Here is a 25861-nt window from a genome sequence, read left to right on the forward strand (position 1 = left end):
GGGTTCACCTTAGGCGCTGCACCCCGGGAAAGCTCCCGGATCCGCAGGCAGACCACCAGGACAGGCGAATCCGCCGCGCTTGCCGGTGGTGCGCGGCGGGCGGGCACCGGATCGGGGCCGTGTTGCTCGTTCACCGACCGTTAACCGCAGGTGGGTACGCCTTGGCTGTCCGGTGACAGGAGGAGCCATGACCGACCAGACCGAATCGACGATCGACGCCCTCACCTCGGAGGGGTTGGACGCGCACAAGCACCAGCTGGGTGAGCGACTGGCGGGGGCCTACCAGGACGTGCCGGAGCAGCAGGTGCGGGCGCGGGTGAACGCCGGGTTCGAGCGGTTCGAGGACGCGAAGGTGCACGCGTTCGTGCCGATCCTCGTGGAGCGAAGGGTGCGCGCTGAGCTGGACGGCGCTTGAGGGGGGTTCAAGGCCTCGGGTGGTCGCCTCGCCTTCGGCTTCGGGGGGAAGAGCCCGGTCGTTTGGTGGCTGGCTCGATGCGGTGGTCTCGTTTGGCCGGGGCCCCTGCGGCGATCATGTGCTCGGGGTGGGGAAAAGGTGAGGCCTGCGGCCCCACCCCCCGCCGTGGGTAGCACATGATCGCCCACCCCAGCCAAACAAGACCACCGCATCGAGCACTGGCGTAGCCGGGCCGCCTGTTGCGTGGGTGTTGCGTTGTGGGCAAAGACGAAGACAGGGGCTGGGTTGGGGGGGGAATGGCTGCCTGGTGCGTGGGGGTGGCGTTGTGGGCAAAGACCATCACATTGAGGCAGTGCTCAGGGTCGGCTTCCTGGTGCTCCGACCGTTGCGTGTGGAGCGAGGCAGGGGTGGGAGCTGGAAGTCTTGGGGGGGGCGGGGAAACACCCGTGATCCGCCCCGCGCGGGGGGACGCGGGACGGATCACGGGGATGGAGGACCTTCGGCCGGGGCTCCCGGGTCAGGGGATGGCGGCGGCCTGGGCGCGGGCGATGGCCTCCGCGCGGTCCTCGGGGAGGAGGAAGCCGGACCGCTGCGCGGAATCCGCGGCGGCGGTGAACTTCTTCACGTAGGTGGCGTGGTCGGGGTAGAGCTGGGTGATGCGGGACCGGGGCAGGGGTTTGGTGGTGCCGAGCAGGAGGCAGGCGCCCAGGACGTTGCCGCCGGAGTTGTTGGGGCCGTAGGTGTTGACCGGGACCGCGAGGTCGGGCAGGCGGACGCCGCCGAGGGCGTTGCCGTCCTTGTCGCGTTGGACCAGGACGCCGAAGGTGGTGGTGATGGGTTGTGCGGTGGGCGGGGGTGTGCCGCCCTGGGCCCAGCGGGTGAGGTGGTCGAGGGCGGCGTTCTCCGCGTAGCGGAAGGTCATCGCGTTGATGGGGGTGTCGCAGACCGTGGGGGCGCCGTTGTTGATGGACTTGTCGCGGGCGTTGACCGCGTCGTAGAGGTCCATGCCGTAGCGGTCGGCGTGGGCGGTGCCCGCGACCTCCCAGGTGCGGACGCGGTCGCTGTCCTGGCGGACGCCGGAGGACAGCGGCACGTCGGTCTCGGACTGGAGCACGAAGACCGGGGCGGTCAGGTCGGTGCGGATCCTGGCGTTGGCGTTGGGCAGCAACCCGGAGATGCCGGTGGAGAAGCTCGCCCGGCCGTGGACCAGGAAGCCGTCGTAGGCCTTCTCCTGGGGCTGCACCGCGTTGACGTAGGTGACCAGGCGGGCCGCGGACTGGGAGTGGCCGGTGGCGAGCACGGTGCGGACGGTGCCGCCGCCGGTGATCGCGGGGTCGGCGCGCACGGCTCGGGCGGCCTGGGTGAGCACGTCGTAGGAGATGTCGTCGTTGGGCAGCGACACCCCCTGGTAGCGGGCGGGGTCGAGGGCGACCAGCTTGTCCGCGCCCGCCTTCTGCGCGGTGACGCCGACGTAGGCGTAGCCGTGCTTGGCGGCGTAGGTGTAGGACTGCGACAGGTCGACGGGGATGTCCACGCCGAAGGTCACGTTCATCCACTCGACGATGACCGTGCCGTTGAACTTCGCCGGGTCCTTCGGGCGCTCCACCAGCAAGCGGGTCTTGTACGGGGTCGGGCTGCCGGTGGCCTTGGCGTCCCAGAAGCCGTTGTCGGTCCAGAAGCCCTGCTGCCCGTAGGTCGTCGCGCTGCCGGACATCAGGTACTCGGCTTCCTCGTACCCCATGCCGTCGAAATCGACGACGCCCGCGCCACCGCTGAGGGCGTGCCCGCCACCCGCGCCCGCCGGGACCTCGACGACGGTGGGCGCACCCCGCTCCGCTGCCTCGGCGCCCGGCACGGCCACCGCGGCGGCACCCGCCACCAGGCAGGACACCGCGGTCACCACCCACGGCCACCGGGAACGGAGCTGTGCACCCATGGTTCGCCCGACCTCCGGTTCGACGCTGGCCCGGACCCGCGCTGGTCCGTGTTCCGAGTGTTCCACCGGGGATTGCGGCGCCGCAATCACCCTGCGCCGGAATAATCCTATCAATTCCGCGATAATGCGGAGGCTTCTTTGCGCGTTCAACGCACAGCTTCGCCCGCTGGTGACATCCCGCGCGGTGGACAGCGCAACGCAATGACAAACCCAGTCCGCAGCATATCCACACGTGACCCTCGGCTTGCGGGGACCCCTCGGAGAAGATTGGCCGCCCCGCAGCCTCCTGACCCGCCAGCGTTCCGCACCGCGAGCACGGAACCGGGAGACGATCCGCGTGGCGGCGTGGGGGCTCTCCCCCGCGCGTCGAGGCTGACCTGGTAGGACGCGGGTATGCGCAGTGACGGGGCCGTCGTGGCGGCCATCTCGGCGGGCGGGGTGCTCGGGGCGCTGGCCCGCTACGGGCTCAGCCTGCTCCTCCCGGTGCCCTGGGGCACGTGGGTGATCAATGTGACGGGGTGCCTGCTGATCGGCGTGCTGATGTCGGTCATCGCGCACGGCCGACCGCGGCACCCGCTGCTGCGCCCGTTCCTGGGCATCGGGTTCCTCGGGGGCTACACGACGTTCTCGACAGCGATGGTGGACGCGCTGCACCTGGCGCTGCCCGTGGCACTGCTCTACCTGGTGGGGACGCTGGTGCCCGCGCTGGTCGCCGTGGCGGCGGGGTGGGCGCTGACCGCCCGGGTCGTGCGGTGACGCCGCTGCTGGTCGCGCTCGGGGCCGCGGTGGGGGCGCCCGCCCGCTACCTGGTGGACCGCGCCGTGGACCGGTGGGTGGGCACCCGGTTCCCCGCGGGGACGGTGGTGGTGAACGTCGTGGGGAGCTTCGTGCTCGGGGTCGTGGCGGGGCTCCCGGCCGGGCCCGCGGTGTCGGCCCTGGTCGGCACCGGCTTCTGCGGCGCGTTGACGACGTACTCGACGTTCGGGTTCGACGCGTTCCGGCTCGCGCGGGAGAAGCGGGTCGTGGTGGCGGCGGCCTACGTCGTGGGGAGCTTGGTGCTGGGGCTGACAGCGGCCTGGGTGGGCATGCGCGTCGCGTGAACTTCAGCAGGCCCGGTCCATGGCGGCGCGCTGTCCCAGTGGGCAGTCATGGCACGTGGTCGCCGCGCTGGTGCGGTAGTGCAGGCAGCAGCTGCGGCGGACCCCCTCGGATGTGAGCGCCCCGCGCAGCTCGGGCAGCTGGACGAGGCCCCGGGTCGCGGGATCTGGTGAGGCGGCGAGGCGGTGGGCGAGCGACGCGGCGACGTTGCCCCACATCAGCGGCACCGGAAGCTTGGCGGTGGTGCGCAGCGCGTCGTGGAGGGGGTGCAAGCGGTCCCGCAGGACGCGGGTCAGCAGCGGGAGGGCCGCGGGCGTCCGCCAGCCCCTCGGTTCCGGCAGTGAGAGCCGGATCGTGGTCGTGGCGTCGGCGCGCACCCGCAACCTGCTGAGGTCCGGCACCACGCCCGGGGCGCCCAGGGCGAGCGAGACCAGCGCGGCCACCAAGCGGAAGTGCAGCAGCGACGCGGCCACCCGGCGCTCCTGGGTGCCGACGACCGCCGCGGCCGAGTCGATGAGCTGGGACAACGCGGCAGACCCCGCGGTCAGCCGGGGCAGGGGCACGCCCTCGTCGGCGGTGTCGAGGTAGCGGCAGCCAGCGGCGGCCTCCGCGATGGCGCGGCGGACGTCCTCCTCCGGGGCGACCCGGATCTCCCGCGCGGCGGCTTCCTCGGCGGGTTCGGTGGGGACCGGGTGCCAGCGGGGGCGCTGCGCGACGGCCAGGGCGGGCCTGCCCGCGCTCACGTGCGGGAGCAGGCCCGCGCGGGTCAACTGCTCCGGGGTGCCCGTCCGCAGGCCACCCGCCTGCGTGAGCAGCCAGACGGAGTCCGCCAGGTCGCGGACCAGGTGCGGGTCGCGGGTGCTCACGAGCACCGTGCGGTTGCGGGCGCGGGCCAGGCCGTGCAGGTGGTCGGCCAGGCGGGCGCGGGCGTGCGGGTCCAGCGCGGTCTCGGGGCTGTCGACCAGCACCAGGGCGGGCGGCACCTGCGCCTCCGGGAAGGTGACGAGCCGCGCCCGACGGGGGCGTTCAGCCGCGGGCAGGGCCGTGAGGTCGGTGCCGTCCAGGGACACCGCGCCCGCGAGGACGGGGTGCAGGCCCGCGAGGGCGCCCAGCAGCGTCGACTTTCCCGTGCCCGCAGGGCCCAGCACCACCGTCACCGCGCCCGCGCGGGCGTGCGCGGTGCGGTCGCGCAGCACCACGCGGTCGCCGTGGCCGACGCTGAGGTTCATCAGGTGGACACACACAGGGGTGAATCCTCGCTCACATGAGGTAATTTTCGGTACCTGGAGAAAAGGGCCGTTCACGAATCTGCTCACACCAGGCTGGATGGCATTTCGCGCGTCGATGGGACGAGATTTTGACGAACCTCCCGACATTTCGCGAGTCGGCGTGACGCGGATCACTTCTGACGCGGCAATTCGGGTGAACACCAAGAAATCCGCGCGAACGCGGGAACTGGACGGCGTCGCGGTACGACGCGCACGCGGGCGGGAACCGAACCGCCCCTGCGCCCGACCACTGGGTGTCGGTTGGGGCGGACGAGGAGGTCTGGTGGCTGTCGCGGCGCTGGAGGCGTTGACGTTCGGGCTCGGGCGGCTGGTGGACGCGGCCGAGGACGCGGGCCACCGGCTGTGGCTGCTGACCGGCGTGCGCGGGGTGTACCGGCACGAGCTGTCCACACTGGACCCGGCCAGGCTGGAGGTGCTGGACATCGACACCCACGACACCGCGGCCTGCGAGGACGCGCTCAAGGGCATCCCCGACCTGGCAGGCCTCGTCAACTCCACCGACACGTGGCTGCGCGCGGGCGCCGACCTGGCCGCGCGCTTCGGCCTCCCCGGCCCCGACCCCGCCGCCGTGCGCACCATCCGCGACAAGCACGCCGTCCGCACCGTCCTGCGCGAGCGCGGCCTCACGCGGGTGCGGTCGGTGGAGGTGCCTGGCGGTGCGCGGGCGCGGGAGGTGCTGGCCGATTTCGGCTACCCGTTCGTGCTGAAGGACTCCGCGGGCACCGGGTCGAAGAACGTGTGGGCGGTGCGCTCAGCCGACGAGCTGGAGACCGCGCTCGCGGAGTCGAGCCGCGCGGCGCTGATGGGCGGGCTCTTCGCCGAGTCGCTGGTGCTCGGACCGGTCTTCAGCGCCGAGACGCTGAGCTGGGCCGGTGAGACGCGGCTGCTCGGCGTCACCGGGCGGCTGATCTCGCACCGGTGGTTCGGGCGCGAGGACCTGATGTCCTTCCCCGCCGACCTGCCCGCCGCCGACCGCGACGCCGTCGCCGCGTGGGTGGCCGACGTGCTCGCCGCGGTGGGCCACGACCGCGGGTTCGCCCACGTCGAGTTCGCGCTGACCGACGAGGGCCCCGAGCTGGTGGAGGTGAACGCGCGCATCGGCGGGTGCCTGGCGGGCGAGGCGCTGTGCCGGTCGCTGGGCACCAACGTCTACCGCGCGGTGGTGGACGTGGCGCTGGGGCGGCGCCCCGCGCTGCTCGACGCCGACCTGCCCGAGCACGGGCGCCCGTCGGCGGTCGTGCTGGTGTACCCGGAGCGCACCGGCACCTTCACCGGGGTCGAGGGCGTCGACCGGCTCGGCGCCTACCCCGGGTCGCCGGAGTGGTTCCCCACCATGGCCGAGGGCACCGAGGTCACCCAGCTGGGTGATCAGCGGGCCAGCTCCGGGCTGCTCATGGCGGAGGCGGGCACCACGGAGCTGGCCATCTACCGCGCGCTCGCGGCGGCGAACGCGCTGCGGCCGCTGACCTGACCACCGCGGGCCGGTGATGTTCGCCAAGCTGCGCCAGGTCAGCGGGGTCCAGCGCTTCCTGCTCGCCAGCTCCTTCGTGACCACCCTGGGCAGCTTCGCGGTGCTGCCGTACATGTCGGTGCTGCTGGAGCGGCGGTTGGGCTTCGGCCTGGGCGCGGTGGGCACGGTCCTCGCCGTCACCTCCTTCCTCCAGTTCGCTGGGTGCGTCGCGGGGGCCGGGGTGGCGGAGTGGGCGGGTCTGCAACGCACGCTGCTGGTGGCGCTGGTGCTGCACGTGCTGGGCTTCGGCGGGTTCCTGGCGGGCCTGCACTGGCCCGCGGCCACCGTCGCCGGGCTGATCAGCATCTCCTGCGGGTCCGCGCTCTACCTGCCCGCCGCCAAGGCGTACCTGGTCGCGGGCGTGGACGAGGAGCGCCGCCCGCTGCTGCTGTCGATGAGCAACTCGGCGCTGAACTCCGGGCTGGCGCTGGGACCGGTGGTGTCCGGGCCGTTCGTGCTCGACCGGTCGGGGGTGGTGTTCGGCGTTGTCGCGGCCTTGTTCGCGGTGATGGCGGTCGGGCACGCGCTGCTCCCGCGGGAGGGCCCGGAGGCGCGCGAGGGCGTCGGCGGGCAGCCGTGGCGGGTGCTGAGCGGGATCGCGGTCGTCCCGTTCTCCGTGACCGGGTTGACGATCTACCTGCACATGTTCTTCTACTACTACCTGCCGGTGTTCACCGTGCCGCGCGTGTCGTCGTCGTTCTACGGCGCGGTGCTCATGGCGCACTCGATCGGGCTGGTGGTGCTGCAACCGCTGCTGGCCGAGCGGGTCGGGCGGATGCGGTACTCCACCGCGGTGCTGCTGGGCTTCGGCGCGATGGCCGCGGGGATGGCGGTGCTGGCCACCGGCGGGGCCGCGGGCATCGCGGCGGGGACCATGGTGATCTGCGCGGGCGAGGCGGTGCTGTTCCTCAAGAACGACCTGGAGGCGCTGGGGCGGTCCCGGCGCTCCTCGGCCGTGGTGTTCGGCCAGCAGCGGCTCGCCTACGGGCTCGGCGCGTTCGCCAGTTCCCTGCTGGGCGGCGCCGGGTACGCCGCGCTCGACGGCGCGGGCCGGGCCCCGGTGTTCTGGTTGGCGGTGGCCGCGCAGTGCGTGGTGCTGCCCCTGGTGTTGCTGGCCGCGGTCCGGGTCGACCGGGTGCCGCGCGCGGAGATGGTGAGGGGAACATGAGCGAGCACCTGGCCGCCGCGGCGGCCGTGGCCGACCGGCTGCGCGCCGACGCCGCCGAGCGGGACCGGGCGGCCCGGCCGCCGGTGCGCGAGGTGGGCCTGCTGCGCGACGCGGGGCTGCTGGGCGTGCGGCCCGACGACCACGCCACCACGCACGCGGTGGTGCGGGTCGTGGCGGCGGCCGACGCCTCGATCGGGCACCTGCTGGCCTACCACTACCTGCACCTGTGGCGGGTCGGACTGTTCGACCACGGCGGCGCCGCGCGGCGGATCTGGCGCGACACCGCGGCCCGCGGCTGGTTCTGGGGCGGGGCCAGCAATCCCGGTGACGTGCTCACCGTCCGGCCCGAGGGGGGCAGGCTCCTGCTAAGCGGCACGCGGGCCTTCGCCACCGGCTGCGCGGTGGGCGACCGGCTCGTGGTCAACGCGACCCGCACCGACACCGGCGCCAAGCTCACCCTCGACGTCGACGCGCGCGCCCCCGGCGTCCACCACCCGCACGACTGGGACAACACCGGGCAACGCCTCACCGCCAGCGGCAGCGTGCGGTTCACCGACGTGGTCGTCGACGAGGACCAGGTGGTCGGCATCCTGCCGACGGACCCGGACGACCCGCGCACGCCGCGGCTGATGCTGTCCTCGATCGGCTACCAGTCCGGGCTGGCGCAGGTGCTCGTGGGGCTCACCGAGGGCGCGCTGGCGGCGGCCGCCGAGTACACGCGCACGACCACGAAGCCGTTCGCGCTCAGCGGGGTGGACAGGGCGGTCGACGACCCGTACGTGCTGGCGGGCTACGGCGGGGCCGTCGCGCAGACCCGCGGCGCGCAGCTCGCCGTCGAAGCTGGGATCGCCGCCCTGCAAGCCGCGTCCGACGCGGGCCCGGCGTTGACACCGCGGCAGCGCGGCGAGACCGGCGTGGTCGTGTCCGTGGGCAAAGTGCTGGCCTGCGACACCGCCAACCGGGTCACAGCGGAAGTCCTGGAGTTCACCGGTGCCCGCGCCACGGCCACCGAGCACGGCTTCGACCGCTTCTGGCGCAACGCCCGCACGCTCACCCTGCACGACCCCGTGGCGTACAAGGCCAAGGAGATCGGCGCGCATTACCTGACCGGGCAGCTGCCCACCACCACCGCCTTCAGCTGACGCGCGCGAACCGGGGTGGCGCCGAGAGGCACCACCCCGGTTCGCGCTGCTCCGCTAGCGGACCGCCACCAGCACGACGTCGTTGCCCGAGCGCCACACCGTGCCGACCTCGCTGAACCCGGCGTCGCGCAGCAGCTGCTCGTGCGGGCCCACGCCCCACTCGGTGATCCCGTGCCGGGGCCCGCGCCGCGCACGCTCGGCGAACGCCTCCGCGAGCTGCGGCTCGGCCGCGGCGGCGTCCCACCAGCTGGTCCACTCCTCGTTGTCGGTCACGCCCACCCGCTCGGCGCGCGCGTCGAGGACCGCGGTCTCCAGCTTGGCCACGGTCGGCTGGGCGTCGTAGAGGTTGTCCCCGTTGACCAGCACGCCCCCCGGGCGCAGCAGCGCGAACACCTCCTCGTACACCGCGCCGAGCCGGTTCTCCGGCAGCCAGTGCAGCGCCGTGGTGGACACCGCGACGTCCACCGGACCGGGCAGGTCCAGGCCACCGGACCACCCGGCGGCGGCCAGGTCGCCGTCGACGAAGCGCACGGTGTCGCCGTACCCGGCGCGGGCCAGGGCGAGCAGCACCGGGTCCTGGTCCACGCCGACCACCCTGGCCTTGGGCAGCCGCGCGGCCACCCGGGTCGCCAGCGAACCGGGGCCGCAGCCCAGGTCCAGCACCAGCGGCTCGGCGGCGTCGGCGGTCACCGCCGCCACCACGTCGCCGATGACGGTGAAGCGCTCCTCGCGGTCGGCGATGTAGCGCTCCTGCTGGCGGTCCCACCGGTCGACCCAACCGCGCGCGGTCTGGGTGTCCATGCCTGCTCCCTCCCCGAACCGGGTCGTGGGTGCGCGTCCGCGGCGCGGGCGCCCCCAGGGGTTGTCGGATCGCGCAGGGGTGTGGTTCCCGTTGCTCATCCCGGGAAGATCCGCATCCCGCCGGGAACCAACCGGGCGATCGCCCCGACTGCTCACCCAACAGCGACCGGGGGTCCGGGTCAACCGGCGACAGCGGGAGGCGCGCATGCAGTGGTTCGAGGACGACGTGCTGTGGTCCGGGTTCTCGGAGGTCGTGTTCTCCCCGGCGCGGGCGGCGCGCGCGGCCACCGCGGTCGAGGAGTCGCCCCTGCTGCGCTTCCCCGCCGGTGCGCGGGTTCTCGACCAGTGCTGCGGCCCGGCGGTGTTCACGGTGCCGCTGGCGGCCGAGGGCTACCGGGTGACGGGGATCGACCTGAGCCCGGTGATGCTCTCGCGCGCGGAGAAGGCGCTGGCCGACGCGGGTGTGGAGGCCGAGCTGGTCCAGGCGGACATGCGCGAGTTCGCCCGCGCAGGCGCGTTCGACGCGATCGTCAACCTCTACACCTCGTTCGGCTACTTCGACGACCACGAGGACAACCAGCGCACCTTGCAGAACGCCTACGACTCACTGGCCCCCGGTGGTGTCCTCGTCATCGACCTGATGGGCAAGGAGACCTACGCGCGCTGGGCGGGTGAGGCCAAGGCGGTGCCCCTCCCGGATGGTGGGAAGGTCTTCATGCACGACCAGATCCTCGACAACTGGACGCGCTACCGCACCGACTGGACCCTGGTGCGCGGTTCCGAGGCCCGGTACACCCACCTGCTGTGCTGGGTCTACTCGGGAGCCGAGCTGATGGCGATGTTCCGCCAGGCGGGTTTCACCGAGGTGGAGTGCTTCGGGGACTTCGACGGCTCCCCGTATGACAACAACGCGGACCGGCTCATCGTGCGCGGCAGGAAGGCCGCTTGACAGCGGCCGTCGATCACCGGTTGGTTCCAGGGGGTGGACCGGTGACCGCCGTCACCCGCCAGCGCCCCGCGATCACCGCCCGGACGAGCACCCGAGAGGACCCGCCGTGACGAGCGCCCGAACCGAGACCGCGACCGGTGCCGCGGCCGACCCCGCCACGACCGGCCCCCCGTCGGTCCGGCCCTCCCCCGCCGAGGCCGAGCGCGCCAAGCAGCGCAGGCTGGTGTGGGTGACGGCCGGGTTGTCCGCGCTGCTCGCGGTGTCGGTGCTGGTGGCGATCGCGTTGGGCGCCAGCGTGATCCCGTTCCGCGAGACGCTGCACTACCTCGGCGTGGCGCTGACCGGCGGCACGATCTCCCCCGACGAGGTGCCGCGCTACTCGGTGGTGTGGCAGGTGCGCACCCCGCGCGTGCTGCTCGCGGTGCTGGTGGGCGCCGGGCTGAGCGTCATCGGCGTCGCGTTGCAGGCCATGGTGCGCAACGCCCTCGCGGAACCGTTCGTGCTCGGCATCTCCTCCGGCGCCTCGGTGGGCGGCTCGGCGGTGGTGATCTTCGGCGCCACGGCCGGGTTGGGCGTCTACACCACCTCCGTCGCCGCGCTGGCCAGCGCCCTGGCGGCGGCGGTGCTGGTGTACCTGGCGGCGCGCACGCGCGCCGGGCTGACCCCGCTGCGGCTGGTGCTGACCGGCATCGCGATGGCCTACGGCTTCCAGGCCGTGACCGGGCTGCTGGTCTTCCTGTCCCCCAACTACACCGACGCGGTGTCCGGGGTGCTGTTCTGGTTGATGGGCAGCCTGGGCGGGGCCACCTGGGGCGCCCTCCCGCCGTCGGCCATCGGCGTCGTGACCTGCGTGGTGGTGCTGCTGTGGCGCAGCCGCACCCTCGACGTGCTCTCGCTGGGCGACGAGACCGCGGCCAGCCTGGGGGTGGACGCGGGCAGGACGCGGCGCTGGGTGTTCGTGCTCACCTCGGTCGTCACCGGGCTGCTGGTGGCGGTCAGCGGCGCGGTCGGGTTCGTGGGCCTCATCATGCCGCACCTGGTGCGCATGGTCGTGGGCTCCAGCCACCGGCGCGTGCTGGTGGTGGCCCCGCTGGCGGGCGCGGTGTTCATGGTGTGGGCCGACGTGGTGGCCCGCACCTTCTTCTCGCCGCAGGAGCTGCCGCTGGGCGTGGTGACCGCGCTCGTGGGCGTCCCGGTGTTCGTGGTGCTGCTGCGGCGGCGCGGCTACCTGTTCGGGGGCCGGTGATGGACCTGCGGCTCGACGCCCTGTGCGTCGACATCGACGGCGCGCGGCTGGTGCACGAGCTGGACATCGACGTGCCCAGCGGCAAGGTCGTGGGGCTGCTGGGCCCCAACGGCAGCGGCAAGTCGACCGCGCTGCGCTGCGTCTACCGCGCGCTGCGGCCCAGCGCGGGCGCGGTGCTGCTCGACGGCACCGACCTGGCCGGGCTGGCCCTGCGCGACAGCGCGCGCTCCATCGCGGCGATGACCCAGGACAGCCACGCCGAGCTGGACTTCACCGTCGAGGAGATCGTCGCCCTGGGCCGCGCCCCGCACCTGCGCGACAGCCAGGCCCTCGGCGCCGAGGAGCACGAGCTGTGCCGGTGGGCGATGGAGCAGACCGAGGTCGGGCACCTGGCCGACCGCAGCGTGCTCACCCTCTCCGGCGGCGAGCGGCAGCGGGTGCTCATCGCCCGCGCCCTGGTGCAGCAGCCCCGGGTCCTGGTGCTCGACGAGCCGACCAACCACCTCGACATCCGCCACCAGGTCGACCTGGCCGCGCTGCTGCGCCGCCTCGGCGTCACCGTCGTCGTCGCCCTGCACGACCTGAACCTGGCCGCGGCGGCCTGCGACGCGTTGGCCGTGCTCAGCCGCGGGCGCCTGGTCGCCACCGGCACCCCGCACGAGGTGCTCACCCCCGAGCTGGTGCACCAGGTGTTCGGGGTGCAGGCGTCCATCGTGCGCCACCCCAGGACCGGCGCGACCCAGCTGCTCTACGACCTCTCCCCCGTCGAGGCCGTCGAGGGCCCCGGCACCGACCCCGACCCCGCAGCCGTCCCGGAGGGCAGCCGTCCATGACCCGCACCCCACGCCGCCACCTCGTCGCGACCCTCGCGGTGGTCGGCGCGCTCACCGCCGGATGCGGTGCCACCGTCGCGGACACCGGGCGGCCGTCCGCCGACGTCAGCGTCACCGACTGCGGCGAACAGCTGTCCTACCCCACCCCGAAGCAGCCGGTCGCCTACGACGTCAGCGCCATCGAGAAGATGTTCTCCCTGGGCCTGGCCGACCGGATGCGCGGCTACGTCGTCAACGCCCTGTTCGACGGCTCGATCGACAGCTCCCCCTGGGCCGCGGACTACCGCAAGGTCCCCCGGCTGGGCACCGGCCGCATCTCCAAGGAGATCGTCGTCGACGCCAAGGCCGATTGGGTGATGTCCTACTGGGGCGGCGGGTTCAGCGAGGAGCGGGGCATCACCCCCGCGCTGCTGAAGCAGATCGGCATCAACAGCTACGTGCAGACCGAGAGCTGCTTCGGCTACGGCGACCGCAAACCGGTGGCCCCCATGGACTCGGTCTTCCTGGACCTGGAGAACCTGGGCCGCATCTTCGGCGTGGAGCAGAAGGCCACCGAGGTCGTCTCCGGGCTCAAGGCGCGCCTGGACAAGCTCAAGGCCGGCATCCCGCGGGGCACCACCCCCGCTCGCGTGCTGGTCTACGACTCGGGGCAGGACGCGCCCTACACCGCGGGCAAGTACGCCTCCCCCACCGGCGTCATCGAGGCCGCGGGCGGCAGGAACGTGCTCGACGGGGTGGAGAACGGGTGGACGACGGTGGGCTGGGAGACCGTCGCCGCGGCCAACCCCGAGGTCGTCGTGGTCATCGACTACGGCAACGAGTCGGCGGGGGACAAGGAAGCGTTCGTCAAGGCCCACCCCGCGCTCAAGGGCGTCCCGGCGGTGACCCAGGACCACTTCGTCGTGCTCAACTACGGCGAGGCGGTCAGCGGTCCGCGCAACGTCGACGCGGCCGAGAAGCTCGGGGCCTACCTGCGATCCATCGGGAAGTGAGCCGCCGTGACCACCGCAGCGCAGACCTCGCTCGCGCCTGACCCGCCCGTGCACGCCCGCACGCCGCTGACCACGGTGTCCGGGGTGTGCAACGGAACCCTGGGCGAGCTGTTCCAGGGCCCGGTGCGCCACCGCGGGCAGCCGGGGATCGGCCTGGTGTCCTTCCCGGTCGACCGCTACGCCTTCGCGCACTTCAGCCCGGACGGCTCGGCGGCGGGCGACCCGCTCCCGGACCAGGCCAAGTCGGCCGCCGCGGTGCGGCTGTTCTGCGAGCACTACGGGGTGGTCCTGCCGCCGGGGCGGTGGTCGCGGCACACGGAGCTGGACGTGGGGGTGGGCATGGCCAGCTCCACAGCGGACATCGTCGCCACGCTGCGCTGCCTGTTCGCCCTGTTCGGCCTGCCCTGGGACACCGGGGTGGTGCGGGCGGTGCTGCACGGCATCGAACGCGCCGACAGCGTATTCCTCGACGAGTTCGCGCTCTACCTGTCCGACCGGCACGAGGTCGTCGCGCCGCTGGGCGACGGCATCGGGTTCCACACCTGCTACGTGGTGGAGCCCGGCGCGGTCGACACCACGGCGGTGACCCCGCTGCTGCTGGAGCACTACCGGCGCCGGGTGGAGCCCTACCGGCGCTGCCTGGACGGGATGCTGGCCGCCTTCCGCCGCGACGACCCGGTGGGGGTGGCCCGCGCCGCGTCCACCAGCGCGGCGCTGTCGCAGGAGGTGCTGCCCAAGGCGAGCTACGACGCCGTCATGGGTCACCGCCGCGAGTTCGGCGCGGACGGGGTGTTCGTCGCCCACACCGGCCGGGTCATCGGCTACCTGTTCGCCCGGCGCCTGGGCCGCCGCCGGATGGACGAGCTGTCCGCGTTCTTCCACGGTCTCGGCCACCAGTGCTCGTTCGCCTGGGGTGGCCATGGTCGTGCATGAGCACATCACCGACGCGGTCAAGGTCCCGCACCTGGTCCGGCTGGGGCCCGGGGTGGTGCTGGCCCGGTTCGAGACCATCAAGGTCTACTCGGCGCTGGCCGCGGTGCGGACCCTGCTGGAGCGCGGCGTGGTGCGGCCGGGGCAGACCCTGGTGGACAGCTCCAGCGGCATCTACGCCACGTCGCTGGCGCTGGCCTGCCACCGCTACGGGATGCGCTGCCACATCGTCGCCTCCACCACCGTCGACGCCGCGGTGCGCGCCCAGCTGGAGGTGCTGGGCGCCACGGTGGACCCGATGCCGCCGTCGGACTCGCTGGAGCTCGACCAGCGGGCGCGGGTGGCCAGGGTGCGCGAGCTGCTGGCCACCCACCCGGACGCGCACTGGATGCGCCAGTACCACGACGGCGTGCACTACCACGGCTACCGGGAGTTCGCCGACCTCGTGCGCGTCGAGCTGGGCACCGACGGGCTCACCGTGGTGGGCGGGGTCGGCTCGGGCGCCTCCACCGGCGGGGTCACCGGCTACCTGCGCGAGACCGACCCCGCCGTGCGCCTGGTGGGGTTGCAGCCCTTCGGCAGCGTCACCTTCGGCTCGGAGGACTTCCACGACCCGGAGGCGATCATCGCGGGCATCGGCAGCTCGATCGTGTTCGACAACGTCCACCACGAGCTCTACGACGAGGTCCACTGGGTCGACTTCCGGCACGCGATGGCCGGGGCGGTGGCGCTGCTGCGCGGGCACGCGGTGTTCGCGGGCCTGTCCACCGGGGCGGCGTACCTGGTGGGGTCGTGGCTGTCCCGGCGCGACCCCGACCGCACGCACCTGGTGATCGGCGCGGACACCGGGCACCGGTACGTGGAGAAGGTGTTCGCCCGGCACCGGGAGGCCCCCGACCCCGCCGACCTCGCGCCGCGGCAGATCGGGGCGCTGTCGGAGCTGAGCATGCCCTGGTCGGCGCTGGCCTGGAACCGCCGCCGCCACACCCCGCCGACCCCCACGCCGGTGTGACCGGTTCGTCTGGTTGGAACGGTGCGGCCGATTCCCGCGTCCCACCCGCATGAGCCACCCGCAGCAGCCGCCGCACGACCCCGGCCACCCGCAGTTCGGCCAGCCGCAGCTCGGTCAGCCCCAGTACGGTCAGCCGCAGTTCGGTCAGCCCCAGTACGGCCAGCCCCAGGGTCAGCCGCAGCCCGGCGGGTTCGGCGCGCCGCCGCCGGTGCCGCCCAAGGGCAAGACCGGGCCGATCGTCGCGGTGGTGGCGGTCGTGCTGCTGCTGGGCGGGCTGGCGTTCACCGGGTTCGTCGCGCCGGGCTTCTTCCTGTCCGACGAGACCCCCACCGGGCAGCCGCCCACCTCCGCCCCCACCTCGTCGAGCGCCCCCGCGGACAAGGGCGCCCAGGACGCCGTGAAGGCGATCGTGGCCGGTTTGGACTCCGGCGACAAGGACGCGCTGGAGGAGCTGGTCTGCTCGAACGCGGACAGCAACGTCGAGAGCGCGATCCGCAGCATCAGCGCGGTCAAGGGCGCCGAGCTGGTCAAGACCAAGGAGGACGGCGACGACGTCGTCGCCACCGTCAAGGTCACCACCGCCCGGGGCGACGAGGAGGACGACGTCACCGTCACCGAGTCCGGCGGTCGCTGGTGCTGGAGCGACATCGCCCGCGCCCGGGGCACCACGACGGGCAAGCCCACCGCGAGCGCCCCCAGGACCACCGCGCCCAGGTCGAGCGCCCCCGCCGGGGACGACACCCCCACCGCGGGCGGCAAGCCGATCGACCCGCAGGCCCTGGCGTTCATGCGCGGCTTCCTCGACGACCTCAACGCCGGTCGGCTGGAGGGCATGACGAGCAAGCTGTGCGCGGACAGCACGGTCACCCCCGACAAGCTCAAGCAGTTCGTCGAGGACAAGACCTCGCTGTCCATCGACGCGGCCGAGGACGGCATCTCCTCGGGCCCCGAGTCGTTCCAGGCGTACCTGAAGGGCACCTCGAAGGGCCAGGACATCGAGGGGCCGTCGGGCAACCTGTGGGTCACCAGCTACGACGGCCCGTGGTGCGTCCACAACCTCCGCGTGGTCACCACCTGAGCTGTCACCGGCGTCACCCGGCCGTCAGGACGGCGCCAAGAACGCCCGCCCCGGCGTCAAGGTCGCGTCCGGACCAGGTGCGGGGTGGACCCCGCGGGCGTGTGCTGGGGGCACGCACACGAGGAGGACACGGTGACACTGGCGGAGTTGCTGCCCAGCCTGGGCGCGGTCGAACCCCTGACCGGGCAGTGCTGGCCCCGCGGGACCCACCTCGGCCCGGACGCCGACCTGGTGGTCGACGGCACGGGCCTGGTGGGCCTCGCGGCGCGCTTCGGGACCCCCTGCCACGTCCTGTCGGAGGGCCACGCCCGCGCGGCCGCCCGGGACTTCCGGCGGGCCCTGCCCAGGGCCGAGGTGCTCTTCGCGGGCAAGTCCGCCCCGATCCGCGCCGTCTACTCCTGGATGGCCGACGAGGGCCTGTCCCTGGACGTCTGCTCGGCGGGCGAGGTCGAGGTGGGCCGGGCGGCGGGCGTGCCCGGCGCCCGGATGGTCCTGCACGGCAACGCCAAGACCGACGACGACCTCAAGGCCGCCGTGGCCCACGGCGTCCGCCGCGTCGTCGTCGACTCCGCCAGCGAACTGCCCGCCCTCGCCGCGCTGTGCCCGGCGGGCCAGGAAGTCCTCATCCGCGTCATCCCCGAGGTCGACGCCCACACCCACGCCGCCATCACCACCGGTGTCCGCGGCCAGAAGTTCGGCGTCCCCGCCGAGGACCTGCCCGCCGTCGCCGCCGCCATCGCCCGGCACCCCAACCTCACCCTGGTCGGCCTGCACTGCCACATCGGCTCCCAGGTCACCCGCGTGGCGGCCTACGAGACCGCCGTGCGCAGGATGGTCCACCTGCTGCCCGGCCCGCTGCGCGACCTCGACCTCGGCGGCGGCTTCGCCGCCCCCTACCACCCCGGCGAACCCACCTTCGACGTCCAGGGCTTCGCCACCCGCGTCCAGATCGCCCTCCAGCAGGAGTGCGCCGCCCGCCGCCTCCCCCAGCCCACCCTCCTGGTCGAGCCGGGACGCTCCATCGTCGCCAACGCGGGCATCACCCTGTACCGGGTGGTCTCGGTCAAACCCGGCTTCGCCGCGGTGGACGGCGGCATGAGCGACAACCCCCGCCCCTCCCTCTACGGCGCCCGCTACGCCCCCCGCCTCCTCGGCCGCACCACCCGCGCCCACCGCACCCCCACCACGGTCGTCGGCCGCCACTGCGAATCCGGCGACATCATCGCCGAGAACGCCCCCCTCCCCGCCGACCTCCACCCCGGCGACCTCCTGGCGGTCCCCGCCACCGGCGCCTACCACACCGCCCTGGCCAGCAACTACAACATGGTCTGCCGACCCCCCGTCATCTCAGTCCACAACGGACACGCCACCCCCCGCATCCGCCGCGAGTCCCTCTCCGACCTCATGGCGAGGGACCTGGGCTGACTCCCCCGCTTCCCCTCCCTCTCCAGCACTCTCCCCCCACCCCATCTCTCGCACCTCATCCCAAGCCGCTCACTCTCTTCTCGTGCAGCAGCGCAACCACCACCTCGACGCAACACGCCCCACCCGACCTGCTCGATGGGGTGGTCCTGTGTAGCTGGGGAAGGCGATCATGTGCTACCCACAGCGGACGGGCGGGCATCTTTTCAGCCCGCCTTTTCCCGCCCGACAGCACATGATCGCCGCAGGGGCCCCGGCCACACAGGACCACCCCATCGAGCCCCCACAGCAATCCGCGTTTCCCCCAGGCGGGGCGAAGCCCCGCGCCCCACGCACGCAAAGCCCCCACACCCCCAAAGCGAACCCCCAGCACAGCCCTGTCAAGCCTGGAACCGGTACCCCATCCCCGGTTCCGTGATCAAGTGCCGCGGCCGCCCCGCGTCCACCTCCAACTTCCGCCGCAACTGCGCCAGGTACACCCGCAGGTACTGCGTCTCGTGCACGTACGACGGCCCCCACACCTCGGTCAGCAGCTGCCGCTGCGGCACCAACCGCCCCGGGTTGCGCACCAGGATCTCCAGGATCCCCCACTCGGTCGGCGTCAGGTGCACCTCCGCCCCCTCCCGCCACACCCGCTTGGCGGTCAGGTCCACCGAGAAGCTGCCCGCCTCGACCACCGGCTCCCCCGCGGGCAGGTTCGCCGACCGGCGCACCGCCGCCCGCAGCCGCGCCAGCAGCTCGTCCATCCCGAACGGCTTGGTGACGTAGTCGTCGGCGCCCGCGTCCAGGGCGGCGACCTTGCCGCCGGAGTCGGTGCGCGCGGACAGCACGATGATCGGCACGGGGTTCCACCCGCGCAGGCCCGCGATGACCTCCACCCCGTCCATGTCCGGCAGCCCGAGGTCGAGCAGCACGAGGTCGGGGCGGCCGTCGGCGGCCAGGTCGAGCGCCGAGCGGCCGGTGTGGGCCACCGACACCTCGTACCCGCGGGCGGTGAGGTTGATCCGCAGGGCGCGGGCGATCTGCGGTTCGTCGTCGACGACGAGGACCTTGGTCATGGTGCCACCGGTAGGGAGACGACGACGGTGAGCCCGCCGCCGGGGGTGTCCTCAAGGGTGATCTCGCCCGCCATGGCCGCCACGAAGCCCTTGGCGACGGTGAGGCCGAGGCCGGTCCCGGTGGCCGAGCGGTCACCGAGGCGCTGGAAGGGCTCGAAGGCGGCCGCGCCGGACTTCTTCGGCAGGCCGGGGCCGCGGTCGACCACGCGCAGCTCCACCCGGTCGCCGTGGGCGCTGGCGCGCACGGCGACCGCGGCGCGGCGGCCGTGGCGCAGGGCGTTGTCGACCAGGTTGGCCACCACCCGCTCCAGCAGGCCGATGTCGGCGAGCACCAGGGGCAGCGCCTCGTCGACGGCGACCTCCACCGCCGCCCGGTCCTGGGCCGAGCCCAGCGAGGCCAGCGCGCGGGCCACCACCTCGTAGTAGCCCACCGGCTTGAGCGCGGGCAGCACGGCGCCGGTGGCCAGCCGCGAGGAGTCCAGCAGGTTGTCGACCAGGGCGGTGAGCCGGTCGGTGGACTCCTCCACCGTCTCCAGCAGCTCGTCGACGTCGGAGGGCGGCAGGGTCAGCGCCGGGTCGCGCAGGCTGCCCACGGACGCCTTGATCGACGTCAGCGGCGTGCGCAGGTCGTGGCCCACGGCCGAGAGCAGGGCGGTGCGCAGCTCGGTGTCGGCCGCCTTGCGCTGGGCCTGGGCCTTCTCCTCGGCCAACCGCTGCTGGCGCAGGGCGAGGAAGGCCTGGCGGGCCGCGGCCTCCAGCACCCGCTGGTCGCTGGCGGGCAGCGCGCGCCCGCAGAGCACCAGGCGCACGTCGTCGGTCACCGGCACGTCCGCGGCCGGGTCGGCGCCCACCTCGTCGCCCGCGACCCGCACCCAGTCGCCGTCGCGGCGTTCGAGCAGGGCCACCGCGTCCACCGCGAAGTTCTCCCTGACCTTCTCCAGCAGCCGGGCCAGCGGCCGCGAGCTCATCATCACGGTGCGGGCGTAGGAGGCCAGCAGCGCCGCCTCGGTGCGCGCCCGCGCGGCCTGCACCGCCAGCCGGGCGGCGCGGTCGACGACCGCGGCCACCAGCACGGCGACCACCACCATCGCCGCCAGCGCCACCACGTTCTCCGGGCTGGCGACCAGCAGGCTGTAGTAGGGCGGGGTGAAGAAGTAGTTGAGCAGCCCCGCCGCGAGGAACGCCGACAGCAGCGCGGGCCACATGCCCCCGGCCACGGCCACCGCGCAGGTCGCCAGGATGAACGCGGCCAGGTCGGTGGAGTAGCCCGCCTGCGCCTGCCACAGCAGCCCCAGCCCGGTGACCAGCGCGGGCAGCGCCACCGCGAGCGCCCAGCCCAGCAGCCGGGTCCGCCGGGGCGAGGGCTCCCGGCGGGCCCGGCGGGCCTGGGGGTGGGTGACCATGTGCACGTCGATCGAGCCGGACGCGGCGATCACCGCCGCGCCGATGCCCTCGTCGAACGCCCTGGCCACCCGGGAGCGGCGGGAGGTGCCCAGCACCAACTGGGTCGCGTTCACCCCGCGGGCGAACTCCAGCAGGGCGCTGGGCACGTCGTCGCCCACGACCGAGTGGAACGTCGCGGACAGGTCCAGGGCGGTGCGCCTGCACCGGGCCACCACGTCCGGGGAGGCCCCGGCGAGGCCGTCGCCGCGCAGGACGTGCACCACCAGCAGCTCGGCGCCCGCCCGCTGGGCGATGCGCCTGCCCCGGCGGATCAGCGTCTCGCTCTCCGGGCCGCCGGTGATGGCGACCACGACGCGCTCGCGGGTCTCCCAGGTGTCGGTGATGTCCTGCTCGGCCCGGTAGCGCTGGAGGGCGACGTCGACCTGGTCGGCCACCCACAGCAGCGCCAGCTCGCGCAGCGCGGTGAGGTTGCCGACGCGGAAGTAGTTGCCCAGCGCCGCGTCCACCTTGTCCGCGGCGTAGACGTTGCCGTGCGCGAGCCGCCTGCGCAGCGCCTGCGGGGTCAGGTCCACCAGCTCGATCTGCTCGGCCCGGCGCACCACCTCGTCGGGCACCGACTCGCGCTGCGGCACCCCGGTGATCCGGGCCACCACGTCGTTGAGCGACTCCAGGTGCTGGACGTTGACCGCGGAGAGCACGTCGATGCCCGCCTCCAGCAGCTCCTCGACGTCCTGCCAGCGCTTGGCGTTGCGCGAGCCGGGGGCATTGGTGTGCGCCAGCTCGTCGACCACGGCCACCTCGGGGCGGCGGGCCAGCAGGGCGTCGAGGTCGAGCTCGGTGACCTCGACACCGCCGGTGCGCACCACCCGCCTCGGCAGCACCTCCAGGCCCTCGACCAGCTCGGCGGTCTTGGCCCGGCCGTGCGTCTCGACCAGGCCGACCACCACGTCGGTGCCGCGCTCCCGGCGCCGGTGCGCCTCGCCGAGCACGGCGAAGGTCTTGCCGACGCCGGGGGCGGCCCCGAGGTAGATGCGCAGCTCACCGCGTGTGCTCACGCCCCGAGTCTGCGCCTGCCCCTCAGGCCCCGGCATCCAGGGCCCGGTTCAGCTCGGTGACGTTGACGGTCTCCTCGCCGACGAACCCCAGCGCCCGGCCGCTGGTGGCGGCCGCGACCAGCTCCCGCACCCGCTGCTCGGGCAGGCCGCGCTCGCGGGCCACCCTGGGCACCTGGAGCTGGGCGTAGGCCGGGCTGATGTCGGGGTCCAACCCGGACGCCGACGCGGTGACGGCGTCCTGCGGCACGGCCGATTCGGCGACGCCCTCGCGCTGGGCCACCTCGGCCTTGCGCTGCGCGACCACCTGGTCGTAGTCGGCGTTCACCTCCGACTTGTTGGACCCGCCCGAGGCGGGCAGGGTCGCGGCGGAGGGTCGTGGGACGAAGTACCCGCCACCCTCCCGGGCGACCGCCACCAGGGTGGTGTCGACGGCCTCGGCGTTGCCGTGCAGGCCCGGCAGGCGGCTCACCGCCCAGATGCCCGCGGGGTAGAGGACGCCGGTGATGACGGTGAGCACCAGCAGGACGCGCAGCCCGGCCAGGGACTGCTTGACGAACGAGGGCACGGCGGGTCACCCGATTCCAGGGATCAGTCGGACGAGCAGGTCGATCAGCCAGATCCCGGCGAACGGCGTGATGATGCCGCCGACGCCGTAGACCAGCAGGTTGCGCCGCAGCAGCGCCGAGGCGCTGGCGGGCTGGTAGCGCACGCCGCGCAGGGCGAGCGGGATCAGCACCACGATGATCAGCGCGTTGAACACCACCGCGGACAGGATCGCGCTCCGCGGGGTGGCCAGGTGCATGATGTCGAGCCCGCCGAGCTGCGGGTAGATCGCGGCGAACATCGCGGGCAGGATGGCGAAGTACTTCGCCAGGTCGTTGGCCACCGAGAAGGTGGTCAGCGCCCCCCGGGTGATCAGCAGCTGCTTGCCGATCTCCACGACCTCGATGAGCTTGGTCGGGTCGGAGTCCAGGTCCACCATGTTCCCGGCCTCCTTGGCGGCCGAGGTGCCGGTGTTCATCGCCACCCCCACGTCGGCCTGGGCCAGCGCCGGGGCGTCGTTGGTGCCGTCGCCGGTCATCGCGACCAGCCTGCCGCCCTCCTGCTCGCGCTTGATCAGCGCCATCTTGTCCTCGGGCTTGGCCTCGGCCAGGAAGTCGTCCACCCCGGCCTCGTCGGCGATCGCCCGCGCGGTCAGCGGGTTGTCGCCGGTGACCATGACGGTCCGGATGCCCATGCTGCGCAGCTCCGCGAACCGCGCGGCCATGCCGGGTTTGACCACGTCGGACATCCGGATGACGCCCAGCACGCGGTCGTCGACGGCCACCACCAGCGGCGTGCCGCCCCCCGCGCTGATCCCGTCCACGACGCCCTGGGCCTGGTGGCTGAGCACGAACCCGCTCGCGGCGCCCTTGCGCACCCGGCTGCCGTCGAGGTCGATGCCGCTCATCCTGGTCTGGGCGGTGAACGGGATGAACTCGCCGGTCTTCTCGTGCGCCGAGGGCTCGGCGGGCAGGCCGTGCTCGGTCGCGCACAGGTCGAGGACGCTGCGCCCCTCGGGGGTGCCGTCGGCGAGGCTGGACAGCCGGGCCGCCGCCACCAGCTCGGCCGCGGCGACGCCGTCGACCGGGATCAGCTCGGTGGCCCGGCGGTTGCCGAAGGTGATCGTGCCGGTCTTGTCCAGCAGCAGGGTGTCGATGTCGCCCGCGGCCTCGACGGCCTTGCCGGAGGTGGCCAGCACGTTGCGCTGCACCAGCCGGTCCATGCCCGCGATGCCGATGGCCGAGAGCAGCGCGCCGATGGTGGTGGGGATCAGGCAGACCAGCAGCGCGGTCAGCACGACCACCGACTGCTCGCCGCCGGAGAAGATCGCGAACGGCTGCAGGGCCACCACCGCGAGCAGGAAGATGATCGTCAGGGTGGACAGCAGGATCGTCAGCGCGACCTCGTTCGGCGTCTTCTGCCGCTGCGCGCCCTCCACGAGCGCGATCATCCGGTCCACGAAGGACTCGCCGGGCCGGGTGGAGATCCGCACGACCACCCGGTCGGAGAGCACGGTGGTGCCGCCGGTGACCGCGCACCGGTCGCCGCCCGCCTCGCGCACGACCGGGGCCGACTCGCCGGTGATGGCCGACTCGTCGACCGTGGCGATGCCCTCGACGACGTCGCCGTCGCCGGGCACCAGCTCACCCGCCGCCACCACGACCCGGTCCCCGACGCGCAGGTCGGTGCCCGCCACGCGCTCCTCGGAGCCGTCGTCGAGCAGCCTGCGGGCCACCGCGTCCTGCTTGGTGCGGCGCAGCGAGTCGGCCTGCGCCTTGCCCCGGCCCTCGGCGACGGCCTCGGCCAGGTTGGCGAACAGCACGGTGAACCACAGCCACAGGGCCACCGCCACGGTGAACACCCCGGGGTCGGCGACGGCGAACGCGGTGACGAGCACCGAGCCGACCCACACGACGAACATGACGGGGTTGCGCACCTGGTGACGCGGGTGGAACTTGCGCAGCGCGTCGGGGAACGACTCGACGAGCTGGCGGGCGCTGAACGCCCCGGCCCGGACCTGCCGCGGTTCGGGCTCCCGCTCCCGCGGCGGGCTGGGCCGGGTGGTGGTCGTGGTGCTCACAGCATGGCCTCCGCGATGGGACCGAGGGCGAGGGCGGGGACGAAGGTCAGCGCGGCGACGAGCACGACGGCCCCGCCGAGCAGGCCCGCGAACAGCGGCCCGGTGGTGGGCAGGGTCCCGGCGGTCACCGGGGCCTTCTTCTGCGCGGCCAGCGACCCGGCCAGCGCGAGCACGGCGATGATCGGCACGAACCGCCCGACGGCCATGCAGACCCCGAGCGAGGCCTGGAACCAGTCGCTGGTGGCGGTGATGCCCGCGAACGCGCTGCCGTTGTTGTTCGAGGCCGACGCGTAGGCGTAGAGGACCTCCGAGAGCCCGTGCGGCCCGTCGTTGTTCAGCGCGGCGGGCGTGCCGGGCAGCACCGCCGCGATGCCCGCGCCGACCAGCAGCACGGTCGGCATGGCCAGGATGGACACGGCCGCGGCGGTGACCTCCCGGCGCCCGAGCTTCTTGCCCAGGTACTCCGGGGTGCGCCCGACCATCAGCCCGGCCAGGAACATCGCGATGATGGCCATGACCAGGATGCTGTAGAGCCCGGTGCCCACCCCGCCCGGGGTCATCTCGCCGAAGAGCATGTTGAGCAGCACCCCACCGCCGCCGAGGCCGGTGTAGCTGTCGTGCAGGGAGTTGACCGCGCCGGTGGAGGTGGCCGTGGTGGTGTTGGCGAACAGGGCCGACCCGGCGATGCCGAACCGCAGCTCCTTGCCCTCCAGCGGCCGCGCGCCGCTGGCCTCCGCCGCCCAGACCAGCGCGAGCATGGCCGCCCACAGCGCGCCCATGACGCCGAGCAGCACGTAGCCCTGCCTGCGCTCGCGCACCATGGTGCCGAACGTGCGGGTCAGGCTCACCGGGATCACCAGGATGAGGAACACCTCGATCAGGTTCGACCAGGCGTTGGGGTTCTCGAAGGGGTGGGCGGAGTTGGCGTTGAAGACGCCGCCGCCGTTGGTGCCCAGCTCCTTGATGGCCTCCTGGCTCGCCGTGGGCGCCTGCGCGACGGTCTGCCCGTCGACGGTGACCCCGCTCTTGAGGCTCATGGTGACGCCGGTGGCGATGAGCACCACCGCGAACACCGCGGCCAGCGGCAGCAGGACGCGGATCGTGCCGCGCACCAGGTCCACCCAGAAGTTGCCCAGCCGGTCGGTGCGCGTGCGGACGAACCCGCGCACCAGCGCGATGGCCACCGCCAGCCCGACCGCCGCGGAGACGAAGTTCTGCACCGTGAACCCGACCATTTGGACGGTGTGCCCCATGGCGTTCTCGGGCACGTACGACTGCCAGTTGGTGTTGGTCACGAAGCTGATGGCGTTGTTGAACGCCATCCCCGGCGGCACGGCCCCCCGCCCGTAGTCGAAGGGCAGCAGCCCTTGCAGGCGCTGGAGCAGGTAGAGCAGCGCGACGCCCATCACCGAGAACCCGAGCACGCCCAGGGCGTAGGTGCCCCACCGCTGCTCGGAGTCGGGGTCGACGCGCACCCACCGGTAGAGGCGGCGCTCGAACGCGGAGTGCTCCTCGCGCTCGAACACCCGCGCCATGTAGTCACCCAGCGGCCGGTAGGCCACGGCCAGCGCGAGCAGCACCAGCGCCACCTGCGCGAGACCCGCCCACATCAGAACTTCTCCGGTCGGATCAGCGCGACGAACAGGTACACGATCAGGCCCAGGGCCACCACGCCGCCGACGGCGTTGCCCACCACCCCGCTCACAACCGCTCCAACCCGCGCACCGCGAGCGCCAGACCCGCGAACACCACGATGATCAGCAGCGCATAGGCCAGGTCAGCCACGCCGCACCATCCCTCACACCTCGCGGCTCACCCGTTCGTGAGCACCTCGGCGTGGAGCGTGCCCCCCGGCCGCCACCGCGGTGAGCCCGCCTGACGGCGTCTTGACGCGGGGGAC

General features: G+C 73.4%; 23 protein-coding genes. 14 read left to right on the forward strand and 9 right to left on the reverse strand.

The genetic code is table 11. The annotated features are described in order from the left end of the window. Positions 1-187: 187 nt before the first annotated feature. Positions 188-415, forward strand: a complete 228-nt coding sequence (locus tag BJP25_RS15640; protein WP_075975647.1) for a three-helix bundle dimerization domain-containing protein — start codon at positions 188-190, stop codon at positions 413-415. A 517-nt stretch (positions 416-932) separates the two neighbouring features. Here the strand turns inward: BJP25_RS15640 and BJP25_RS15645 are convergent. Continuing rightward, positions 933-2351: an alpha/beta hydrolase domain-containing protein gene (locus BJP25_RS15645; protein ID WP_075975648.1), complete on the reverse strand. Its 1419-nt coding sequence runs from the start codon at positions 2349-2351 to the stop codon at positions 933-935. Between the two features lie 393 nt (positions 2352-2744). Here BJP25_RS15645 and BJP25_RS15650 point away from each other — a divergent pair, with 393 nt between their 5' ends. Then, complete coding sequence (locus tag BJP25_RS15650; protein WP_075975649.1) at positions 2745-3107, forward strand: fluoride efflux transporter FluC; 363 nt, start codon at positions 2745-2747, stop codon at positions 3105-3107. Beyond that, positions 3104-3451: a fluoride efflux transporter CrcB gene (gene crcB / locus BJP25_RS15655; protein ID WP_075975650.1), complete on the forward strand. Its 348-nt coding sequence runs from the start codon at positions 3104-3106 to the stop codon at positions 3449-3451. The genes BJP25_RS15650 and crcB overlap by 4 nt, the downstream gene beginning before the upstream one ends. 3 nt (positions 3452-3454) lie before the next feature. Here crcB and BJP25_RS15660 read toward each other — a convergent pair whose 3' ends face one another. Then, complete coding sequence (locus BJP25_RS15660) at positions 3455-4693, reverse strand: ATP-binding cassette domain-containing protein (protein ID WP_158075657.1); 1239 nt, start codon at positions 4691-4693, stop codon at positions 3455-3457. Between the two features lie 307 nt (positions 4694-5000). Here BJP25_RS15660 and BJP25_RS15665 point away from each other — a divergent pair, with 307 nt between their 5' ends. Genes BJP25_RS15665 through BJP25_RS15675 form a run of 3 tightly spaced genes read left to right on the forward strand, consistent with a single transcriptional unit; the run spans position 5001 to position 8558 of the window. After that, entirely contained in the window at positions 5001-6209 is a 1209-nt protein-coding gene (locus BJP25_RS15665) for an ATP-grasp domain-containing protein (RefSeq protein WP_075975652.1), read from the forward strand. 16 nt (positions 6210-6225) lie between these two features. Continuing rightward, on the forward strand, positions 6226-7416 hold the full coding sequence (locus tag BJP25_RS15670; RefSeq protein WP_075975653.1) for an MFS transporter: 1191 nt from the start codon (positions 6226-6228) through the stop codon (positions 7414-7416). Next, positions 7413-8558 (forward strand): acyl-CoA dehydrogenase family protein, encoded by a 1146-nt coding sequence (locus tag BJP25_RS15675; RefSeq protein WP_075975654.1) that lies wholly within the window; start codon positions 7413-7415, stop codon positions 8556-8558. Before BJP25_RS15670 ends, BJP25_RS15675 begins: the two co-directional genes overlap by 4 nt. 54 nt (positions 8559-8612) lie before the next feature. Here BJP25_RS15675 and BJP25_RS15680 read toward each other — a convergent pair whose 3' ends face one another. Beyond that, complete coding sequence (locus BJP25_RS15680) at positions 8613-9359, reverse strand: class I SAM-dependent methyltransferase (RefSeq protein WP_075975655.1); 747 nt, start codon at positions 9357-9359, stop codon at positions 8613-8615. A gap of 205 nt (positions 9360-9564) precedes the next feature. On the opposite strand from BJP25_RS15680, the gene BJP25_RS15685 reads away from it, so the two are divergent. The 8 genes from BJP25_RS15685 to lysA all read left to right on the forward strand — a co-directional run bounded on the left by BJP25_RS15685 (position 9565) and on the right by lysA (position 17824). After that, on the forward strand, positions 9565-10308 hold the full coding sequence (locus BJP25_RS15685) for a class I SAM-dependent methyltransferase (protein ID WP_075975656.1): 744 nt from the start codon (positions 9565-9567) through the stop codon (positions 10306-10308). Between the two features lie 223 nt (positions 10309-10531). Beyond that, positions 10532-11554, forward strand: coding sequence for a FecCD family ABC transporter permease (locus BJP25_RS15690; RefSeq protein WP_075975878.1), 1023 nt, complete (start codon positions 10532-10534; stop codon positions 11552-11554). Further along, positions 11554-12387, forward strand: a complete 834-nt coding sequence (locus tag BJP25_RS15695; RefSeq protein ID WP_075975657.1) for an ABC transporter ATP-binding protein — start codon at positions 11554-11556, stop codon at positions 12385-12387. The genes BJP25_RS15690 and BJP25_RS15695 overlap by 1 nt, the downstream gene beginning before the upstream one ends. After that, positions 12384-13379 carry an ABC transporter substrate-binding protein gene (locus BJP25_RS15700; protein ID WP_075975658.1) on the forward strand — a complete coding sequence of 332 codons (996 nt, stop codon included), beginning with the start codon at positions 12384-12386 and terminating at the stop codon, positions 13377-13379. The genes BJP25_RS15695 and BJP25_RS15700 overlap by 4 nt, the downstream gene beginning before the upstream one ends. Positions 13380-13385: 6 nt before the next feature. Then, positions 13386-14312 carry a GHMP family kinase ATP-binding protein gene (locus tag BJP25_RS15705; protein WP_198943512.1) on the forward strand — a complete coding sequence of 309 codons (927 nt, stop codon included), beginning with the start codon at positions 13386-13388 and terminating at the stop codon, positions 14310-14312. Beyond that, positions 14299-15321: a cysteine synthase family protein gene (locus BJP25_RS15710; protein ID WP_075975659.1), complete on the forward strand. Its 1023-nt coding sequence runs from the start codon at positions 14299-14301 to the stop codon at positions 15319-15321. The genes BJP25_RS15705 and BJP25_RS15710 overlap by 14 nt, the downstream gene beginning before the upstream one ends. Positions 15322-15370: 49 nt before the next feature. Further along, on the forward strand, positions 15371-16399 hold the full coding sequence (locus tag BJP25_RS15715) for a Tim44 domain-containing protein (RefSeq protein WP_075975660.1): 1029 nt from the start codon (positions 15371-15373) through the stop codon (positions 16397-16399). Between the two features lie 132 nt (positions 16400-16531). Beyond that, entirely contained in the window at positions 16532-17824 is a 1293-nt protein-coding gene (gene lysA, locus BJP25_RS15720; RefSeq protein ID WP_075975880.1) for a diaminopimelate decarboxylase, read from the forward strand. A 377-nt stretch (positions 17825-18201) separates the two neighbouring features. On the opposite strand, the gene BJP25_RS15725 is transcribed toward lysA, so the two are convergent. From BJP25_RS15725 to kdpF, 6 genes are read right to left on the reverse strand one after another with little or no spacing between them, the layout of a single operon-like run. After that, the gene (locus BJP25_RS15725; RefSeq protein ID WP_075975661.1) at positions 18202-18879 is read right to left on the reverse strand and encodes a response regulator; all 678 of its coding nucleotides are present in this window, start codon (positions 18877-18879) and stop codon (positions 18202-18204) included. Further along, positions 18876-21374, reverse strand: coding sequence for a DUF4118 domain-containing protein (locus tag BJP25_RS15730; RefSeq protein WP_075975662.1), 2499 nt, complete (start codon positions 21372-21374; stop codon positions 18876-18878). The genes BJP25_RS15725 and BJP25_RS15730 overlap by 4 nt, the downstream gene beginning before the upstream one ends. Continuing rightward, the gene (locus tag BJP25_RS15735; RefSeq protein WP_075975663.1) at positions 21361-21903 is read right to left on the reverse strand and encodes a potassium-transporting ATPase subunit C; all 543 of its coding nucleotides are present in this window, start codon (positions 21901-21903) and stop codon (positions 21361-21363) included. Before BJP25_RS15735 ends, BJP25_RS15730 begins: the two co-directional genes overlap by 14 nt. Before the next feature lie 6 nt (positions 21904-21909). After that, positions 21910-23961, reverse strand: a complete 2052-nt coding sequence (gene kdpB / locus BJP25_RS15740; protein ID WP_075975664.1) for a potassium-transporting ATPase subunit KdpB — start codon at positions 23959-23961, stop codon at positions 21910-21912. Then, a complete protein-coding gene (gene kdpA, locus BJP25_RS15745; protein WP_075975665.1) occupies positions 23958-25571 on the reverse strand; it encodes a potassium-transporting ATPase subunit KdpA in 1614 nt (537 codons plus the stop codon). Before kdpA ends, kdpB begins: the two co-directional genes overlap by 4 nt. After that, the gene (kdpF, locus tag BJP25_RS15750) at positions 25571-25666 is read right to left on the reverse strand and encodes a K(+)-transporting ATPase subunit F (protein WP_075975666.1); all 96 of its coding nucleotides are present in this window, start codon (positions 25664-25666) and stop codon (positions 25571-25573) included. Before kdpF ends, kdpA begins: the two co-directional genes overlap by 1 nt. Positions 25667-25861 lie beyond the last annotated feature (195 nt).

This window comes from Actinokineospora bangkokensis (genome assembly GCF_001940455.1).
Classification (GTDB): domain Bacteria; phylum Actinomycetota; class Actinomycetes; order Mycobacteriales; family Pseudonocardiaceae; genus Actinokineospora; species Actinokineospora bangkokensis.

Coding starts and splice junctions, on each gene's coding strand:
- BJP25_RS15640 (WP_075975647.1), top strand. CDS start 188: ATGACCGACCAGACCGAATCGACGATCGACGCCCTCACCTCGGAGGGG.
- BJP25_RS15645 (WP_075975648.1), bottom strand. CDS start 2,351: ATGGGTGCACAGCTCCGTTCCCGGTGGCCGTGGGTGGTGACCGCGGTG.
- BJP25_RS15650 (WP_075975649.1), top strand. CDS start 2,745: ATGCGCAGTGACGGGGCCGTCGTGGCGGCCATCTCGGCGGGCGGGGTG.
- BJP25_RS15670 (WP_075975653.1), top strand. CDS start 6,226: ATGTTCGCCAAGCTGCGCCAGGTCAGCGGGGTCCAGCGCTTCCTGCTC.
- BJP25_RS15675 (WP_075975654.1), top strand. CDS start 7,413: ATGAGCGAGCACCTGGCCGCCGCGGCGGCCGTGGCCGACCGGCTGCGC.
- BJP25_RS15680 (WP_075975655.1), bottom strand. CDS start 9,359: ATGGACACCCAGACCGCGCGCGGTTGGGTCGACCGGTGGGACCGCCAG.
- BJP25_RS15685 (WP_075975656.1), top strand. CDS start 9,565: ATGCAGTGGTTCGAGGACGACGTGCTGTGGTCCGGGTTCTCGGAGGTC.
- BJP25_RS15695 (WP_075975657.1), top strand. CDS start 11,554: ATGGACCTGCGGCTCGACGCCCTGTGCGTCGACATCGACGGCGCGCGG.
- BJP25_RS15700 (WP_075975658.1), top strand. CDS start 12,384: ATGACCCGCACCCCACGCCGCCACCTCGTCGCGACCCTCGCGGTGGTC.
- BJP25_RS15710 (WP_075975659.1), top strand. CDS start 14,299: ATGGTCGTGCATGAGCACATCACCGACGCGGTCAAGGTCCCGCACCTG.
- BJP25_RS15715 (WP_075975660.1), top strand. CDS start 15,371: ATGAGCCACCCGCAGCAGCCGCCGCACGACCCCGGCCACCCGCAGTTC.
- BJP25_RS15725 (WP_075975661.1), bottom strand. CDS start 18,879: ATGACCAAGGTCCTCGTCGTCGACGACGAACCGCAGATCGCCCGCGCC.
- BJP25_RS15730 (WP_075975662.1), bottom strand. CDS start 21,374: ATGCCGGGGCCTGAGGGGCAGGCGCAGACTCGGGGCGTGAGCACACGC.
- kdpA (WP_075975665.1), bottom strand. CDS start 25,571: ATGTGGGCGGGTCTCGCGCAGGTGGCGCTGGTGCTGCTCGCGCTGGCC.